The organism is Marinomonas pontica, from assembly GCF_036322735.1.
Lineage (GTDB): Bacteria > Pseudomonadota > Gammaproteobacteria > Pseudomonadales > Marinomonadaceae > Marinomonas > Marinomonas pontica.
The window spans coordinates 151,100-166,500 of the sequence record NZ_AP027271.1 but is presented as its reverse complement, the minus strand read 5'-3'; the positions used below and the strand labels follow the sequence as shown (position 1 = coordinate 166,500).

Here is a 15,401-nt window from a genome sequence, read left to right as displayed (position 1 = left end):
GGCACGTGACATTCAGTCCAGCGCAGCGATTAATTCATAAGCGTAATCAAAATCGATTTTGCCTTTCAATCGATACACCGCCACTTGGCTAAGCTCAGAGGCATAGTGCGACACCGACCTAATCGCATTCAAATCAATAAACGCACCGTCTTTGCCTTGAAAAAAAGGCCCAGGACGCTTACGCAAGCCTTCAATGGCATCGGGTTCGGAGGACAAGTCAACCGCTTCAATCTGAGTGGGTTCGTCACTGCTCAATGACCAATCCAGCATAATCAGCCGCTCTAAATTACCCGCCAAATCCACGCGACCAGCACCGTAATCGTCTTCGATTTGCACATCGTACTTTTCTTCTATTGACCACAATTCAGCTTGTGTCATTTGCGCCAACGCTTGCTGGCGAGATTCAGGCAAAATGTGACGCAAACGATCCGAATGCAACAAAGTACCTGGGTTTACTCTTGGCAGTTTTGCTAACCCCATGGCCTTTGTGCCTTGCTCCGTTTTCTTCAGCAGGATTCGGTCGTTGGTCAGAAAGTGGCGCGCTGGGTTTTCAAGACAACGCAGCATCAGCGTCGATTTCCCCCCACCAGAGCCCGCCGCAATGGCCGTCACCGCACCATTAACACTGAACGCAGACGCATGCCCTAAGGTAAAGTCATGACGCAAATACAAATTTAAAAACTGGTTGTTAATAAAATTAATAATTTGCGCCAAATTCGCCGCACAGGGACCAATCGCCAATAACTTTTGTGGACGCTGTAAAAACGCCATACCGGTTTTGAACTTCTTAATCCAACGACCGCCAGCCACATCGATGTAGCCTTCTTTTCGACCTTGCTTGCCTTCTTCTCTTGGCACGGCGAGCCAGTCCAGCTCTTCGCCTGCGGCCTCTTGCTCGATGACATACAAATCCAGCGCCACTGTCGCTTGCGCTTCAATGCTTGTGTAGCTGCGATAATAATCCGCCAGTGCGGCCAGCAACATCGGCTCATTGGCGTGTACCGTGACGGCCAAATCCGCAAACACCAAACGTATTGTGTCGGTGCAATGTTTTGTCCCTTCATCCACGTGGGCCAAGTTCAATAATGTTTTAATCATGATTTCGTTACCTCCTGTAAAACATGTTCTGCGTAGACCCGTGCCGCGTCTATGTTGCACCCTTCAAGTGCGCCTTTAAAGCCACCAAACGCCGACACTTCGAACACCACCGGACCTTGATCCGTTAGGGCAATGTCCACCGTGGTGAAGCTAAGGTCGTAGCACGCTTGCGCTTTGCGACCCAGCTCAATCAGCCTAGCATCAGGCTCGAATAATTCGTATTTCCCGCCACTGTTAATGGTGGTATTCCAAGAGTCCTTATTGCCCACACGAGCATAAGTGCAAAGATACTCGCCACCCACAAAGACCATGCCCAAATCACGACCATCCAGTTTCACCGTTTGCTGGATGTAGTAAATGGACTGATTCTGACGATATTCTTCTAAGGCGTTGCGCACAAATTCATCGCTGTCGTCGTCCGTCAACATGATCATGCCGCGCGCTTTAGTGGAATACAGCGGTTTTAAAATCGCTGAGCCGAACTCTCGCACTGTTTCAAACGCGTGAGCAGGACTTTCGGTGATACGGGTTTTCGGCATAGGAATATTACCCTGCTGCAGCGCCAGCGTGCCGCTCAAGCGGTTCACCAAGTTACCCACGCTGTCAGTCGGGCTGAAGACTTTTACCCCCGCACGTTCGGCGTGAGACAACAAATGAATCCGATCTTCTGTCGCTGGAGAATACACCTCACTGATTTTTTTGATGATCAAGCCATCCAGCGTCATCAAATCCAGCCCTTGATACATCAGCTCATTGGTGTCTAAACGCAATTCCACTTGATTCATATCGATCACGGCGCGAAATCCAGTTTGCTCTTCAAGGCGATCAGCCAACACTTCAGTCGACCATTTACCGGGGATGCCAATGACCCCGATTTTCGGCTTATTCAACATAGAGATCCTTCAATGGTAAGGTAAATTTTTGGGCTTGTTCGGGCGATAACTTCGCCAAGCGCTCAAGCAAATAGCGAGCGCGTAAATGCATGCGAGAAGCCAGTTTTTTATCGAAGATAAAACGCGTAGAGGTCGCGAAAGATCGCGCCAGCCCCGCCGCCAGCCTGACTTCAAAGGTCGTATCCTGCTGGCGTGCCGCAAAGCGCCTAGCAAAGCGATAAACGGCTTTCACGCTGTCCATCATCTGGGTTCGCGTTTCGCCGCTTAGCACCTGCAAGCGATAGATAGAAACCATCAACACCGAAACATCTTGAACGTAATCAAAATACGCCGAGCGGTGTAAATCGATAAAGTAGACACGTTTTTCCGTGTCGTCGTAAATGAGGTTGTCGACGTTAAAATCGCCGTGTGTCAGCACGGAAAAAGGCGCACGCCATTGTGCTTCTTTTTCCGCCACACACTCCACCAGCTCATCAAAACCTTGGCTGACGTAACAACCGATGCGCTCTTCGTCTTTAAAAAAATCGGGGTGCACTTTGCGGCTGTCACCAATGCGTTTTTGCAACTGCACCATAAAATTCGCAGCGCAGGATTCCGCTGTTAATGTGGTTTTCCACGTTTGGTTCAGCGTTTTGAATAAGGTTTTTAGCGCGGCTTGGGTACCGTCTTGATCCCCCGCCAACAACAAGGCTTCTAATGTGTTTCCGGGAATGTGTTCAATGAGTAACGACGACGATTCGCTGTTGTCTTTGTGTTTTCCGCCGTCGGTTCGAGACGTTCCAGTTTGAGAAAGCACGCTAGGGGCTAATCTTGGATCGATATTGCGCCACTGATTCACACCCGCGACTTCTTCTTCGATCTTGGAGCGATCCCCTTCCTTGTACACCGCCAACACCTCTTTGCCCGATTCGTCTTTATGGGTGATCGCCGCAATCGCGCTACCAGAACGAGTCAACGCCAAACGTCGAACTTTCAAGTCTCGCAGGTCATAATTCAAATTGGTTGCACTGTCTAGCAAATGTGGATAATTCTGCAAAGTGGCGATCTGGCCAAGATCCGCTTTAATCAAGGCTTCTGCGACCACACCCAACTGCTCGACCAAGCGTTTTACACTGACGTTACTGACAATCGCAGCGCGCAGCTGGTCATCGCTTAAATCTGCCTTAGCTTGCACGGTGAGCGCTTGCAGCTCGTTATAACTGGCGAGCAATTTATGAGTCCGACGACCTAACTTGATGCCAGTACGGCGACGATTATCGCTCACACCAACGCGCACCAAACGCAACGCACGCCGAATGCGCTTTACCAACTTACTGCATTCTGGGCCGGTTGGGTGCTCATAAGACGACGCTAACGTGCCTTCTCGAACACAATCAAAACAATGCTGAGTTAACCGCTCTAGCGCGATCACCAAAGCGTGCATTCCCGACACCTGCGCATGGAACGTCGTATGCGCTTTACGACGCTCTAGTAACCGCGCCGTTTCAATATCGGCCTTCTCACGCAACGCCTGTACATAACCTCGGCGGCTGCGAATACTCGATAAAATAGAAGTAGAACCAGACGTAAAAAATCGCTCAACAAGATGACAGTGTGTTTCCACTTCATTCAAGAGAAACGACACATGCTCTTGAAGCGAAGACACCACTGGGGGTGAAGACATAACATTTTCCCTAAAAGTTTATGATCAACTATACAGACAGTAGAAAGCATCTAGATGACAGTTATGTGACAAGACTACTATTCATCATCTGAACAAAATATCGATATGAGTGAATTAAATTCCGTAAACTTAGATTGCCTTAACAGCTTATCTACTTATGATTCTAGTCAAAAAAATACAGATAGCATTGATCACACAGCCAATTGAGTAACGCATGAACAAAACGATCTCATCGGATAATCATAGCCGTCACCGCTGCGAGTGGGCCAGCACAGCACCAGACTTTCCTCATTACCACGACAACGAATGGGGTTTTCCTGTCGATAACGACCAACGTTTATTTGAAAAACTCTGTCTAGAAACCTTTCAGTCAGGCTTGAGCTGGCGAACCATTTTAAGCAAACGAGAGAATTTTCGTGCCGCCTTCAAAGGTTTCGACTTTCATAAAGTGGCGTTATTTGATGAGAAAGAAATAACAGAATTACTTAACAACCAAGGCATCATTCGTAATAAACGTAAAATTCTCGCGGTTATTAACAACGCCAAACGTGCTATTGAAATGATCGGAAAAGAAGGCTCGTTAGCGGCCTTTATTTGGCGCTACGAACCCGACGAAAACACCCTACCGCCGCCCGAAACCCAAACCACCTGCGCCGAATCCATTGCCCTTTCCAAAGAACTCAAAAAACGCGGCTGGCAGTTCGTCGGACCGACAACCATCTACGCCTTCATGCAATCCATGGGACTCATCAACGACCACGCGAAAGACTGTTTTATGCGAGAGAAAATCGATCTGGCGAGGAAAGGGTTTGTTAGGCCGTGAAAGCACATCCGATCGATGCGCGTAAACTGGCCAGCAATACCGCCACCGCAGAAATCGGCGACGTGGTGGAAAAAAACCACAACTTGATCACCGAGATGGACGACATGCTACGCTCAGTAACAGGCATCGCTCTGCACGGCCAAGAAAGCATCAACGAAGTATCACGAGGTCTGACAGAGATCACCTCTGGCGTCTCTCGATTTGTAGAAATGGTCGACAAAATGAAACCTTAACACGCAATGCTGTAGGTATTTTTCCCTTTTGATTTAGCCTCGTAAAGCGCTTGGTCAACAGAGCGTAGGCTTTCTTTATGACTTTTTGCATTATGGTTGGCCAAACCAATGCTGATCGTCACCGGCCGCTGAATACCAAAGTCCGTGGCCGCGATGTGTTGGTTAAGGCACTTTAAACACTCTTCGACATGCGCCAAGGATGGCTCCGCGAAAATAACAACAAACTCTTCGCCCCCCCATCGACCAACAATGTCTTTTGCGCCAACACTGCTGACTAACACGCGCGCGAGCTTAACAAGGATCTTGTCACCTTTATCGTGACCAAACTGGTCGTTTACCTGCTTAAAGTCATCCACATCAATCATCGCCATGTAGTGATCACTGGTGGCATTTAATAATACATCATCAATATAACGACGATTTCGCAATGCCGTTAACGCATCGGTTGTCGCAAGCTCTTGAAGTTTTACATTGGCTTCAGCCAACATTTGGTAGGCTTTTCGCCGGCTAGAGTCATAGTAAAAAGACACAATCAAAAGAATGGTATAAACAAAAGAAAAATGTATCAGGTTAATACTCAGAAAAGGCGCGGGCTGCCAAGTGCCCATTTGCGTGAAGCAAAAATAAAAAATCCCAGCAAAGTTAATGACGCTCAGAATGGATCCAAACTTATACCCTAAAAGGAAGATTCCCATTACTGGAGTGAAAAAAGCAAACGCAAGGGCAAACTCTTCGTTTCCATCCACCAAGATAAACAAAAAGGTAATGAGCGTAACGATCAACTGCAAAATGGCTGCGGCCACTTTGGGCTGTTTTTTCACCAGCAAATAGTAGCCGCCGATGAAACAAGAGAAAAAACCGATTAAATCGGCGATCAGCATCGGAGGATAAAAATCAATCACGGCGTTATAGAAACTAAAGAAGCCAAAACCCGACGAAATTAATATAAGGGCTGAAAACAAAAAGCCTCTGAAGCGAAAATCAGGATGCGAAGACGCCACCCCAAACGCTTGCTCTAAATATCGAATAACCACGCTTACTCCAAGCAGACCAAATAATGTTTGGCACTTTCTTTTCCATCGAAAAAATCGTTATTTATACAATTTTTGAACATCCCCCCTAAATGGGGTATGTTTTTACTTTATACAATTAATAGAAGAAGAAATCAGTCTTTATGCCAAACTAATCGCTCAACAATGCCGCCGCACTGCCGCAAACCGTCATCACAAACAGAAACCATTTTAAGTGCTTAGGGTTGGCCTTGATCGCCATTTTTACCGCAAGATAAGACCCCAGCATAGTGCCGGAAGCTAGGATCAGCCCCGGAATCCAAAGGATCTGGTCATTCCAAATAAACACGCCTAGCGCCAAGGCGGTAAAGCCAAGCGTACAGACCATTTTCAACGCATTGGTACGAACAAGGTCATAACGCAATGTACCAGCCAACGCAGCAATCAAAATAAAACCCACCCCCGCCTGCACAAAACCACCGTAGACACCGGCGATAAACAAAGCGATCCAAGCACTTGGCTTTTCTGACACTTTGAACGGCACTGTGCCCTCTGGCGGCGCAATCATGGTAGGTCGCACAATCATGATGACCGTCATGCCAATCATGGCGCTTAATAACAAGGGTTTCAGCCACGCTTCTGGCGCATAACTGGCCGCAAAGGCACCGACAACGCCGCCAAGTAAAGAGGGAATCATCACTGGCAAGATATCCGCATTATCCAGTTTTTTGGCTTTACGAAAGCCAAACGTTGCTGCCACATTCTGCAAAAACACCCCAACACGATTCGTCGCGTTAGCAATGTCAGCGGGCATTCCCATTACCATCAAAGCGGGTAACGTCAGATTGGAGCCACCACCAGCCAAGGTGTTAATGATGCCAGCAAGAAAGCCAGTACCAATTAAAAGCGAAACCGTGAATACGCTGTAATCCATAACATTGTCCTTACATTGTTCTTATTTAGAAGCTGGAGAAAAAAGAGGGACGAATAATAAGGAGAATTGCGCAGACTGACAAAAGATTCTTTCTGTTACTTACCGTCAGACAAACGTTGGAATAAGCTCATAATAGCGGTTTGGTCCACACTGTGTGCAAGATGGGGAATAAGGTCATACGTGGTCATCACGCCGCGCGCCAACAGTGCTTCGTGAGCGATTCGGGATATTCGATGATCGATCACGTTATCTTGATCGCCATGAATAAAATGAATTTGGGTTTGATCGACCCCTTTTTTGGGCAATGTAGCAAACCTCCCTGACAAAGCCACAATTCTTGCCGCTAACACGTCCTCGACCATTTGTGTCGAAGACAAGGACATAATCGCCCCTTGCGAGAAGCCAATTAAGGTCGTTTGCTCGGCATTCACTCCCGTTTTCTTCTGCCAATTACGTACCGTTTCAACAAAAGCAGGCATCGCCATTTCAACTCGCTGTGTGCGATTCTGCTCGGTCACACCTTGGACAGAAAACCATTGATAACCTTGACCAAAATCAGACGCATAAGGTGCCTGAACCAAGACAATCGCGGCGTGTAAATAGGATCGAGCCAACATCGTGGCGATCGGGTGTAAACTTTCAGGGGTGGCATTCACACCATGAAACAATAAAAATAAATGCGTCGACTTCTTTGGGGATTGAAGCACTATCGTACCAAGCATATAACGTCCTTATAAAGCATCATTAAATAAAACCAAAATAGGCCATATCATCAAACAAATACACATTTACGCTTGATTGGTGCAGTAAATTCAATATTCATGACACATTCGTACACTTAGTCGTCGACGTAATAAAATACTCGTCCAGTTTTCGGTTGTTGCTGCAGATTAAAGCACGCTAACCTAGGTCTATCAGGCACGCTCTCTCACGATATTCAGCCAAGCGGATCACCCCATGCGCATTACCGACCAAAAACAAGCCGACCGATACTATGAAGCCCTATTAAACCGAGAACCCAGCTTTGTCGGGACGTTTTTTGTGGGGGTCAAAACCACCTCTATTTTTTGTATTGCGACCTGTCGAGCACGCAAACCGAAACGCGAAAACGTCGAGTTTTACACCCAGTTCAAAGACGCCATGGACGCAGGATTTCGGCCTTGCAAAGTTTGTCGCCCCACTGAAAATGCGTTCGAAGCTCCCCCTGAAGTGCAAGCCGCCATGCACCTAGTGCGAGACAGCACCAAGACTAAAATCACCGATCAACAATTAAGAGAAGCGGGCATTCGCCCTATTTTCGTACGCCGCTGGTTCAACCAACATTACGGTATGACGTTTCAAACTTTCCAACGTATGTTTCGAATAAACCACGCGTTTCAGGAGTTAAAAACGGGCAAAACCGCCACGCATACGGCACTGGATTCGGGTTACGATTCATTAAGCGGTTTCGGTTACACTTTTAAAAAATTACTCGGCCATTCGCCGACTCTGCATTTGGAGAACGCTGTGATATTAATCGACAGATTAACCACCCCAATTGGTCCCATGTTCGTTTGCGCCACAGACGAAGGCATTTGCTTACTAGAATTCGTCGACCGACGCATGCTAGAAACCGAATTTGAAGACCTACAACGTCGCTTGAAAGCCCCCATCATGGCAGGCGAAAATGCGCACATCACGCAACTAAAGCAAGAGTTAGAAGAGTATTTTTTGGGCAGCAGAACCGAGTTCAGCGTGCCGCTGCACACACCAGGAACCGACTTCCAAAATGGCGTTTGGCAAATGCTCGGCACCATTCCCTATGGCGAGACCGCCAGTTACCAAGAGCAAGCCACTCGATTAAATAACCCCAAAGCCGTGCGAGCGGTCGCCCGCGCCAACGGCATGAACCGCGTCGCCATTGTCATCCCCTGTCATCGTGTCATCGGTAAAGACGGCAGTTTGACGGGTTACGCTGGCGGTCTAGAGCGCAAACGTTGGTTGCTCGATCATGAAAAAAGCCATGCACCTAAGGCGTAAAACGTATAAGAAAAGACAGGAAAATGCGGCGAACTTCATGAATACATCAAGGTTATGTCATCACAATGTAATTTCGGTCAGTCGCTCTTGAAATGACGCCTCGGCACGTTCATGGTGTACACTTTGACTCGTATTAGATGGAATTCAACATGCCTACAAACATTGTTGCCGTATATGGAACGCTTCGCGAGGGGCTGAATAATCACACCGTATTGTCAGAATGCAAACGCATCGGATTAGGCTGGTTGACTGGGTTTCGTATGCACAACCTTGGCGACTTTCCCGGTATCGTATCGACTCACGATGAAAGCGGACGCATCCGTGTGGAATGGTACGACGTATCAGACGAAATACTGGCGTCTTTGGACCAGCTTGAAGGCTATGACCCAAACACGCCTGATAGCTCTTTGTACATTAGAAAGCGCGTTTTCTCCCCTTACGGTCGAGGCTGGATTTATGTTTACAACCAATCCCTAGACCACGCACCGTACATGGAAGCAGGCGATTGGGAGCGCTATTTTCGAACCGCTATGACTCACCAACGCGCACAATCGGCGTAGGCAATATTTGAGCCGTTTGCGTACCTTGTAATTGCGCGATATTCGCCATACTTGCTTGGACTTGATCTTCATTGGTTAACAAACCAAAACGCACCACAAAGTGTTTTGACTCACCAGCCGCAATCGTTGGCACCAAGCCCAATCCGCGCTGATAAGAACGGTTATACGCGAAGCTGGTGCCCGGTTCGATGCCCACCACATAACCTTGCTCCAGTGTGTCCGTATTTTTCCACACGGTCAGCACTGGCAAGGTGTCGGTCTGATAACTCACCTCAATACCATGGCTCGCGTTAGCGTTGTGTAACAAGGCATGAGAAAAGCCTTTCTCGTCACTCAACGGACGAATATTAAACACCATTTCATCAAAGTCTTGGGTTGGCGCAGGCATCTGATTCCAATCATTCAAACCACCCGCAGCGTAGTCATTAAACGGCGATAATTCCGCCACGGGAACATGCAGTTGCGCCCCTTTTTCCAGAATAGGCTGAGCAAAATTATTGTGGTAAATGGCTTGGTACTCTCGGGGATAGCTGCCTTTGTTGACCAAGGTGTCTTCAACCAGCAAATATGGCTCGTCCGGCGCCAGTGACAAGACAGTGTGTAGCTCGAAATTCGTAAACTTAAAACGCTTTTCATCGACGCGCCCACGCAAACTCACTCGATACGGCGGCACTTGTTCTACCTCTAGAACCACCTCGTCGGCAGGCGTGTTTTGAATACGACCATGCAAGGTCAAAAACTCATCGCCATCTTGACCTGGGTGACCTGCCCATTGATACCCACAACGCACGACCATCTCATTAAAACCATCCAACCAGCCAATGCCGCCAGACGCTTCTTGATTAATAAAGCTTGGGTGAACGACTTCTTTGACTGGTGAATCCCAACCAAAGCGCACGTCTTTTCCGGTTTTATCCTTTCTGAGCACATCCAACACCGCCATGCCGCGAGTCGGCACCACGCGCACCACAGAATCGCCGACGGTTAATGTGATCAAGCAGGAGCCCGCTTGTTTACCGCCCATTAAACACGTCTGCTGTACGCTGATCGGGATGTCTTTCGGCAAACCCATTAATTCAGCAGACAGCGATACATTGCCCACATCAATATGTTGTTGATTACTAAGAAGAACAAGTTGAAACATGGACAAGGCTCCGCAGAAAATTCCCTCATGCTAGCGCGAGCACCCGCACAAAACCAGCCGCAATAAAGAATAATTTATGGGCGCAACGTCCCATTGCGTTTTGCGGTGTAATCTTCGTATGAATCGCTGTATTGACTCATGCATTCCTCGTGTTGTGTCGCCTTTAACGACTGGCACGAAAACGCATGACTGCGCTGCAAATTGCTGTACACATCTTTATTGCTGCAGCCGAGGATTAGTGTGAACGTAAAGAACAGAAAAAATGACTTCATCCAATACTCCTATATTAATGCGAATACGCCGATGTAAACGATGAGACCCCGACCATTCGGACGTCTTCTTTTTTATTATTATTACAATTTGTGTAAAAAATGCGCTTGCCCTTGGTATTTGTATCAGACTATTGTTTTAGTTATCCCCCATGTTGCGAAGATTGAGGTTGCTATGAAATCACCGATCAGAATCCGACAACAAATAAACATTGGCTTAGTGATCATTCTTTTGCTCGCGCTTGCCAGTATTTATCTTGTTATTGAAACGAAAGTAAAACCCGACCTAACGGCCGAACGCCAACAGCAAATCTCCGTCAACCAAAAAGGCCTGAGCGAACTTCTCAGCGCCAAACTCGAAAAAATCCAACTTTTAACCAGCACACTCGCTTTGGCCAGCACTCAGCTCCCAAAAGACGAAGCCTTGTTCAAAAAAGTTTTCCCTAACATCATCAATAATCACGATGACAAAAGCATCGCGGGTGGCGGCATCTGGCCAGAGCCTTCGGCCTTTACTCAAGGTACTGAGCGCCGCAGTTTTTTCTGGGGGCGCGATGGCAGCAAAATGAGCTACCTAGATGATTACAACGACCCTGCCGGATCGGGCTACCATAATGAAGGCTGGTACAGCGTTGGGAGAACCTCCCCAGTCAATCGCTGCGCTTGGTCAGAAGCCTACATTGATCCGGTTACTAACATCCCTATGGTGACTTGTACCATTCCAATGAAAGAAGGCAATAAGTTCACCGGTGTCGCCACTGTCGACATGATGCTGGATGGCATTACCGACACACTAGAACAATACGGCGCTGAAAACCAAGGCTATGTGTTTGCCATTGACCAAACTGGCCAAGTCCTTAGCTTTCCAAAAGGCAAAGCCAATCTAGTTAAAAGCGATGGCAGCATGCTTACTGCCACAGAGCTTGGCAACCAATCCCCTTGGCTCAAACCCGCATTAATTAACGCAACAGACAAAGAAACCGTCATCTCCTTAAGTCACGACGACATACTCGGCGGAGCGGCCTATGTCGACCTAGTTCGCCACCCCGAAACCGGCTGGACAGTTGGTTTGGTGGTTCCAAAGGCCCGCATGACAGAAATTGCCCAAAGCATGGGATTATTCCTCATGCTGGTGATTGGTGCTTTGTTGATTATTGTGAGCATCATTGCGATTTCTTACTTCCGCAGTTTGCTGAGTAAAATCAACCAAACCACTCAGCAAATACAAGAGCTGGCCGACGGTGGCAGCACACAAGAGCTGGAAGTAGGCACTTTGAACGAATTGGGCGATTTGCGCCAAGCCGTCAACGCCTACGGCGATAAATTGAAAAAATTGCTGGAGCAAATCCACATCGAATCCGCCAATTTGGTGAAAGACGCAGGACGCTTGAGCACATTCAGCAATGACTTCTTAAGCAAAGCTAACAGCTTGAGCGATGAAAACACCACATTGGCAGCGGCGACCGAAGAACTGGGTGCCACATCGCACGATGTGGCCATGTACGCCAACGAAACCAAAGACACTGTGGAACGCATTCATACCGATGTGCGCAACAGCGGCAAAGAAATGAGCTCCGTGATCGAAACCATGCGCTCGCTCACCAGTGCCATGACACAAGCACAAACCAACATACTGAAGCTCGACGAAGACAGCCGCCGCGCCAATGGTATGTTGAGCGTGATTCGTGACATCGCAGAGCAAACCAACTTATTGGCACTGAACGCCGCGATAGAAGCCGCTCGTGCGGGTGAAACAGGTCGCGGCTTTGCCGTAGTTGCTGACGAAGTCCGTAACCTTGCGGCGAAGAGTGAAAGCTCCGCGGTGGAAATTGAGCAAGTCCTTGGGCGCTTACAGATCGCATCGAAAGAATCGGTCAGCTCAATGGAACTGGGGCAAAGTGAAACCGAGCGTGCCGTGGCCACGGCCGAATCGACCGCTGCGCATTTACAGCAAGTCGTGAACGCGTTCTCTCAGATAACCGACCAAGCAACGCAAATTTCTGTGGCCGCTGGCGAACAGCAAAAAGTGTCGCAAGATTTGAGCATGTTTGTGTCCCGATTGCAGGAATTGACTGGCAGCAACGCCAGCGACTCCAGCCATCTTAGTCGCATGAGCCAAGAGATCGACGCCATTGCTAACCGACTCAATGCGTTGAAATAATCCAGCAACAGAACAAAAAATCCCACGATGAGGCTTCATTGTGGGATTTTTTATGGGTGGAACACGGCAGACCGCTCACTTTGTACACTCAAAGAAGCGGCCAAAACCTCGCCACCAAGCGATGAATAACACGCCCATAAGGTGGGCGAAACAACGCCAGCAGGTTAATACCACGCTTGCGCAATACCGACTTGTTGTGGGAAAAGGTGCGAAAACCCTCTTCTGCGTGATACGCCCCCATGCCAGACGCACCAATGCCGCCAAAAGGCAGGTCGGCTTGCGCCACTTGGATTAGGGTATGATTGATGACCAAGCTGCCGCTGATTGTGTGCGCTTCACACTGAGTGCGATCTGCCGCTTGCTGAGTAAAAAGATACAAAGCCAACGGCCTAGGCCGTTGCTGAATGTACGCCAGTGCATCGGCCATGTCGTCGTAGATAAGCACTGGCAACAGCGGCCCGAAGATCTCGTTTTGCATTATTTTTAACGCGTCATCTGGTTCGTGCAGAACATGAAACGCCAACTTACCGTCACGGGTCTCTGGCCCTTTTGGCATAAGATTATCGCACTTCACGCCAGCGGCTCTGGCTTCGTTTAAATAGCCCTGTAAACGCCCTAACTGACGTTCATTGATCACGCTGGTGTAATCAGGGCTCAGCACACCTTTTGGGTAATACGCCGCGAGTTCCTCTTCTATATAGTCAATCAATGACGACTTTTGATCGCGATGGCACAACACATAGTCTGGAGCGACACAGGTTTGTCCTGCGTTAAGAAGCTTTCCAAACACCAATTTTTTAGCGGTGTCTCTCAAATCCGCCGATGGCGCTACCAGCACAGGCGACTTGCCACCCAGTTCCAATGTCACCGGCGTTAAACGCTCCGCTGCATTGCGCATAATAATGTGGCCAACCGATGTCGAACCCGTAAACAAAAGATGATCAAACGGCAACAAGCTAAACGCATTTGCGATGTCAGCTTCGCCTTCTATTACGTCAACCCAGTCTTCCCCTAAGGCACACATCACGATATCGCGTATTACTCGATTGGTCGCAGGGCAAAACTCCGACAGTTTCAGCATCACTCGATTGCCCGCGGCTAATGCGCCCACCAAAGGCCCCAGAGACAGCAATACTGGATAATTCCAAGGCGAGATCACACCCACCACGCCTTTCGGCTGGTAAAACACCTGAGCGTTGGCAGGCCGGGCGCTTATATGGACACGACGCTTTGACGGTTTCATCCACGCTTTGAGATGCCGTTTGGCGTGTTTGATTTCTCCCAATAACGGCACCAACTCCAACAATCGAGATTCTTCGTGAGCACGATGACCAAAATCTGCTCGCAACGCATCCAACAAGGCTATTTCATGGTCTTGTATTGCCTCTTGCAGCTGCTGCAGACAATGCAGACGATTCTCCGCTAAAGGATAGGGTGTTTGCTGCGCCGTGCGTTTTAATCGCGCAAACACAGAATGGATCGCGTCATGCGACGAATATTGGGGATCAGTCGTTGTCATTGGGGCCTCGTTGGCTCTCATTGTTATTGTCCATAAACACGAACGAAAAATGCGCGTGATATTCGCTCGAAGACGCTCTGTTTTAACTACACTAACGAATGACAAATAAAAAAAGCAAGGAGAGGATCATGGCAACGATTCTGTGTTACGGCGATTCCCTTACTTGGGGCAGCATTCCGAATGGCGGACGGTATCCCAAACATCTACGTTGGCCCACTATTTTAAATGAGCTGTTGGGCAAACATCATCAGGTTATTAACTTTGGTTTGCCGGGTCGAACCACCATCTGGAATGACCCCTTTTTAGAAGGCCGAAACGGTCTGTCGTATTTACAAGCCGCTTTGGAAACCTTTGGACCAGTCGATATTGTAATCTTGATGTTGGGCACCAACGATCTTAAGCGACATTTCAATGTGGGCGCCTATGAAGCGGCAAAAGGCGTAGAAAAGCTGATTGAAAAGTCAAGAATGCCGAATTCGCACGATTTCCCTAACCCGACCTTAGTGGTCATCGCGCCGCCAAATATTTTATCCCCAACAGGGGCTATGGCCGAAAGTTTCGCGGGCGCCATTGAAAAATCACAACATTTTCACCAGCACTATCAAGATATGGCGGTTCACAACAAATGTATTTTCCTCAATGCAGCGGGCATTTTACAGCCCAGCGAGGTAGATGGTGTGCACTTGGACGCTCAGGCCAATGAGGCCTTAGCACACGCGTTGCACGATTTAATAAAGACTAAAGTTTGATCTCAACTCACTGTTTTTTATCGTTTTTATTTGAATTTTAAAAATGAAATGCCGGCGTTTTAAAAGAGAACCGATCTCAACACAAAAAATTGACGGGATCAAAATCTGATTTTTTGTTGAGATTCCCTATTGACAATCTGCTCAATGTCAAACTGAGCAGAAGGAACGCACACAAATCGTACAAAATATGCACGATTATTTACAAACTCCGGCATTTTTACGAAATAATCGCTCGCCATTTTTTTCTTGCACAAAGTTATCCACAGGGTGAGTGCGCAAGCTCTACTTTTCTGTCCCTCGCTTCATTTGCCCAAAAAACGCTCTTT

General features: G+C 48.0%; 15 protein-coding genes. 6 read left to right on the top strand and 9 right to left on the bottom strand.

Features of this window, described 5'->3' with window-relative positions:
- Nucleotides 1–12: 12 nt before the first annotated feature.
- From AABA11_RS00750 to AABA11_RS00740, 3 genes are read right to left on the bottom strand one after another with little or no spacing between them, the layout of a single operon-like run.
- Complete coding sequence (locus AABA11_RS00750; RefSeq protein ID WP_338264621.1) at nt 13–1,098, bottom strand: HprK-related kinase B; 1,086 nt, start codon at nt 1,096–1,098, stop codon at nt 13–15.
- Entirely contained in the window at nt 1,095–1,988 is an 894-nt protein-coding gene (locus AABA11_RS00745) for a GAK system ATP-grasp enzyme (RefSeq protein WP_420915707.1), read from the bottom strand. Before AABA11_RS00745 ends, AABA11_RS00750 begins: the two co-directional genes overlap by 4 nt.
- Nucleotides 1,981–3,654: a phosphotransferase gene (locus AABA11_RS00740; RefSeq protein WP_338264619.1), complete on the bottom strand. Its 1,674-nt coding sequence runs from the start codon at nt 3,652–3,654 to the stop codon at nt 1,981–1,983. The genes AABA11_RS00745 and AABA11_RS00740 overlap by 8 nt, the downstream gene beginning before the upstream one ends.
- 214 nt (nt 3,655–3,868) lie before the next feature.
- Here AABA11_RS00740 and AABA11_RS00735 point away from each other — a divergent pair, with 214 nt between their 5' ends.
- Nucleotides 3,869–4,477 carry a DNA-3-methyladenine glycosylase I gene (locus AABA11_RS00735; protein WP_338264618.1) on the top strand — a complete coding sequence of 203 codons (609 nt, stop codon included), beginning with the start codon at nt 3,869–3,871 and terminating at the stop codon, nt 4,475–4,477.
- Nucleotides 4,474–4,710: a hypothetical protein gene (locus AABA11_RS00730; RefSeq protein WP_338264617.1), complete on the top strand. Its 237-nt coding sequence runs from the start codon at nt 4,474–4,476 to the stop codon at nt 4,708–4,710. The genes AABA11_RS00735 and AABA11_RS00730 overlap by 4 nt, the downstream gene beginning before the upstream one ends.
- On the opposite strand, the gene AABA11_RS00725 is transcribed toward AABA11_RS00730, so the two are convergent.
- The 3 genes from AABA11_RS00725 to ypfH form a co-directional block, all read right to left on the bottom strand.
- Nucleotides 4,707–5,744, bottom strand: a complete 1,038-nt coding sequence (locus AABA11_RS00725; RefSeq protein ID WP_338264615.1) for a GGDEF domain-containing protein — start codon at nt 5,742–5,744, stop codon at nt 4,707–4,709. The genes AABA11_RS00730 and AABA11_RS00725 overlap by 4 nt on opposite strands.
- Nucleotides 5,745–5,892: 148 nt before the next feature.
- Nucleotides 5,893–6,654, bottom strand: a complete 762-nt coding sequence (locus AABA11_RS00720) for a sulfite exporter TauE/SafE family protein (RefSeq protein ID WP_338264613.1) — start codon at nt 6,652–6,654, stop codon at nt 5,893–5,895.
- A gap of 95 nt (nt 6,655–6,749) precedes the next feature.
- Nucleotides 6,750–7,376, bottom strand: coding sequence for an esterase (ypfH, locus tag AABA11_RS00715; RefSeq protein ID WP_338264611.1), 627 nt, complete (start codon nt 7,374–7,376; stop codon nt 6,750–6,752).
- Between the two features lie 235 nt (nt 7,377–7,611).
- Between ypfH and AABA11_RS00710 the strand changes: the two genes are divergently transcribed.
- Nucleotides 7,612–8,673 (top strand): bifunctional transcriptional activator/DNA repair enzyme AdaA, encoded by a 1,062-nt coding sequence (locus AABA11_RS00710; RefSeq protein ID WP_338264609.1) that lies wholly within the window; start codon nt 7,612–7,614, stop codon nt 8,671–8,673.
- Between the two features lie 149 nt (nt 8,674–8,822).
- Nucleotides 8,823–9,233, top strand: coding sequence for a gamma-glutamylcyclotransferase family protein (locus AABA11_RS00705; protein WP_265729657.1), 411 nt, complete (start codon nt 8,823–8,825; stop codon nt 9,231–9,233).
- Here AABA11_RS00705 and AABA11_RS00700 read toward each other — a convergent pair.
- Complete coding sequence (locus AABA11_RS00700; RefSeq protein ID WP_338264606.1) at nt 9,202–10,377, bottom strand: aldose 1-epimerase family protein; 1,176 nt, start codon at nt 10,375–10,377, stop codon at nt 9,202–9,204. The genes AABA11_RS00705 and AABA11_RS00700 overlap by 32 nt on opposite strands.
- A gap of 74 nt (nt 10,378–10,451) precedes the next feature.
- Nucleotides 10,452–10,649 carry a hypothetical protein gene (locus AABA11_RS00695; protein WP_265729655.1) on the bottom strand — a complete coding sequence of 66 codons (198 nt, stop codon included), beginning with the start codon at nt 10,647–10,649 and terminating at the stop codon, nt 10,452–10,454.
- Nucleotides 10,650–10,821: 172 nt separating this feature from the next.
- Between AABA11_RS00695 and AABA11_RS00690 the strand changes: the two genes are divergently transcribed.
- Complete coding sequence (locus AABA11_RS00690; RefSeq protein WP_338264604.1) at nt 10,822–12,807, top strand: methyl-accepting chemotaxis protein; 1,986 nt, start codon at nt 10,822–10,824, stop codon at nt 12,805–12,807.
- Nucleotides 12,808–12,895: 88 nt separating this feature from the next.
- On the opposite strand, the gene AABA11_RS00685 is transcribed toward AABA11_RS00690, so the two are convergent.
- Nucleotides 12,896–14,326 carry a coniferyl aldehyde dehydrogenase gene (locus AABA11_RS00685; protein ID WP_338264602.1) on the bottom strand — a complete coding sequence of 477 codons (1,431 nt, stop codon included), beginning with the start codon at nt 14,324–14,326 and terminating at the stop codon, nt 12,896–12,898.
- A 128-nt stretch (nt 14,327–14,454) separates the two neighbouring features.
- Here AABA11_RS00685 and AABA11_RS00680 point away from each other — a divergent pair, with 128 nt between their 5' ends.
- Nucleotides 14,455–15,075, top strand: coding sequence for an SGNH/GDSL hydrolase family protein (locus tag AABA11_RS00680; RefSeq protein ID WP_265729652.1), 621 nt, complete (start codon nt 14,455–14,457; stop codon nt 15,073–15,075).
- Nucleotides 15,076–15,401 lie beyond the last annotated feature (326 nt).

Excerpts from the sequence above, each read along its gene's own strand:
- AABA11_RS00740 (WP_338264619.1), bottom strand. The coding sequence starts at position 3,654 with ATGTCTTCACCCCCAGTGGTGTCTTCGCTTCAAGAGCATGTGTCGTTT.
- AABA11_RS00680 (WP_265729652.1), top strand. The coding sequence starts at position 14,455 with ATGGCAACGATTCTGTGTTACGGCGATTCCCTTACTTGGGGCAGCATT.
- AABA11_RS00685 (WP_338264602.1), bottom strand. The coding sequence starts at position 14,326 with ATGACAACGACTGATCCCCAATATTCGTCGCATGACGCGATCCATTCT.
- AABA11_RS00750 (WP_338264621.1), bottom strand. The coding sequence starts at position 1,098 with ATGATTAAAACATTATTGAACTTGGCCCACGTGGATGAAGGGACAAAA.
- AABA11_RS00710 (WP_338264609.1), top strand. The coding sequence starts at position 7,612 with ATGCGCATTACCGACCAAAAACAAGCCGACCGATACTATGAAGCCCTA.
- AABA11_RS00705 (WP_265729657.1), top strand. The coding sequence starts at position 8,823 with ATGCCTACAAACATTGTTGCCGTATATGGAACGCTTCGCGAGGGGCTG.
- AABA11_RS00735 (WP_338264618.1), top strand. The coding sequence starts at position 3,869 with ATGAACAAAACGATCTCATCGGATAATCATAGCCGTCACCGCTGCGAG.
- AABA11_RS00720 (WP_338264613.1), bottom strand. The coding sequence starts at position 6,654 with ATGGATTACAGCGTATTCACGGTTTCGCTTTTAATTGGTACTGGCTTT.
- AABA11_RS00695 (WP_265729655.1), bottom strand. The coding sequence starts at position 10,649 with ATGAAGTCATTTTTTCTGTTCTTTACGTTCACACTAATCCTCGGCTGC.
- AABA11_RS00700 (WP_338264606.1), bottom strand. The coding sequence starts at position 10,377 with ATGTTTCAACTTGTTCTTCTTAGTAATCAACAACATATTGATGTGGGC.
- AABA11_RS00690 (WP_338264604.1), top strand. The coding sequence starts at position 10,822 with ATGAAATCACCGATCAGAATCCGACAACAAATAAACATTGGCTTAGTG.
- ypfH (WP_338264611.1), bottom strand. The coding sequence starts at position 7,376 with ATGCTTGGTACGATAGTGCTTCAATCCCCAAAGAAGTCGACGCATTTA.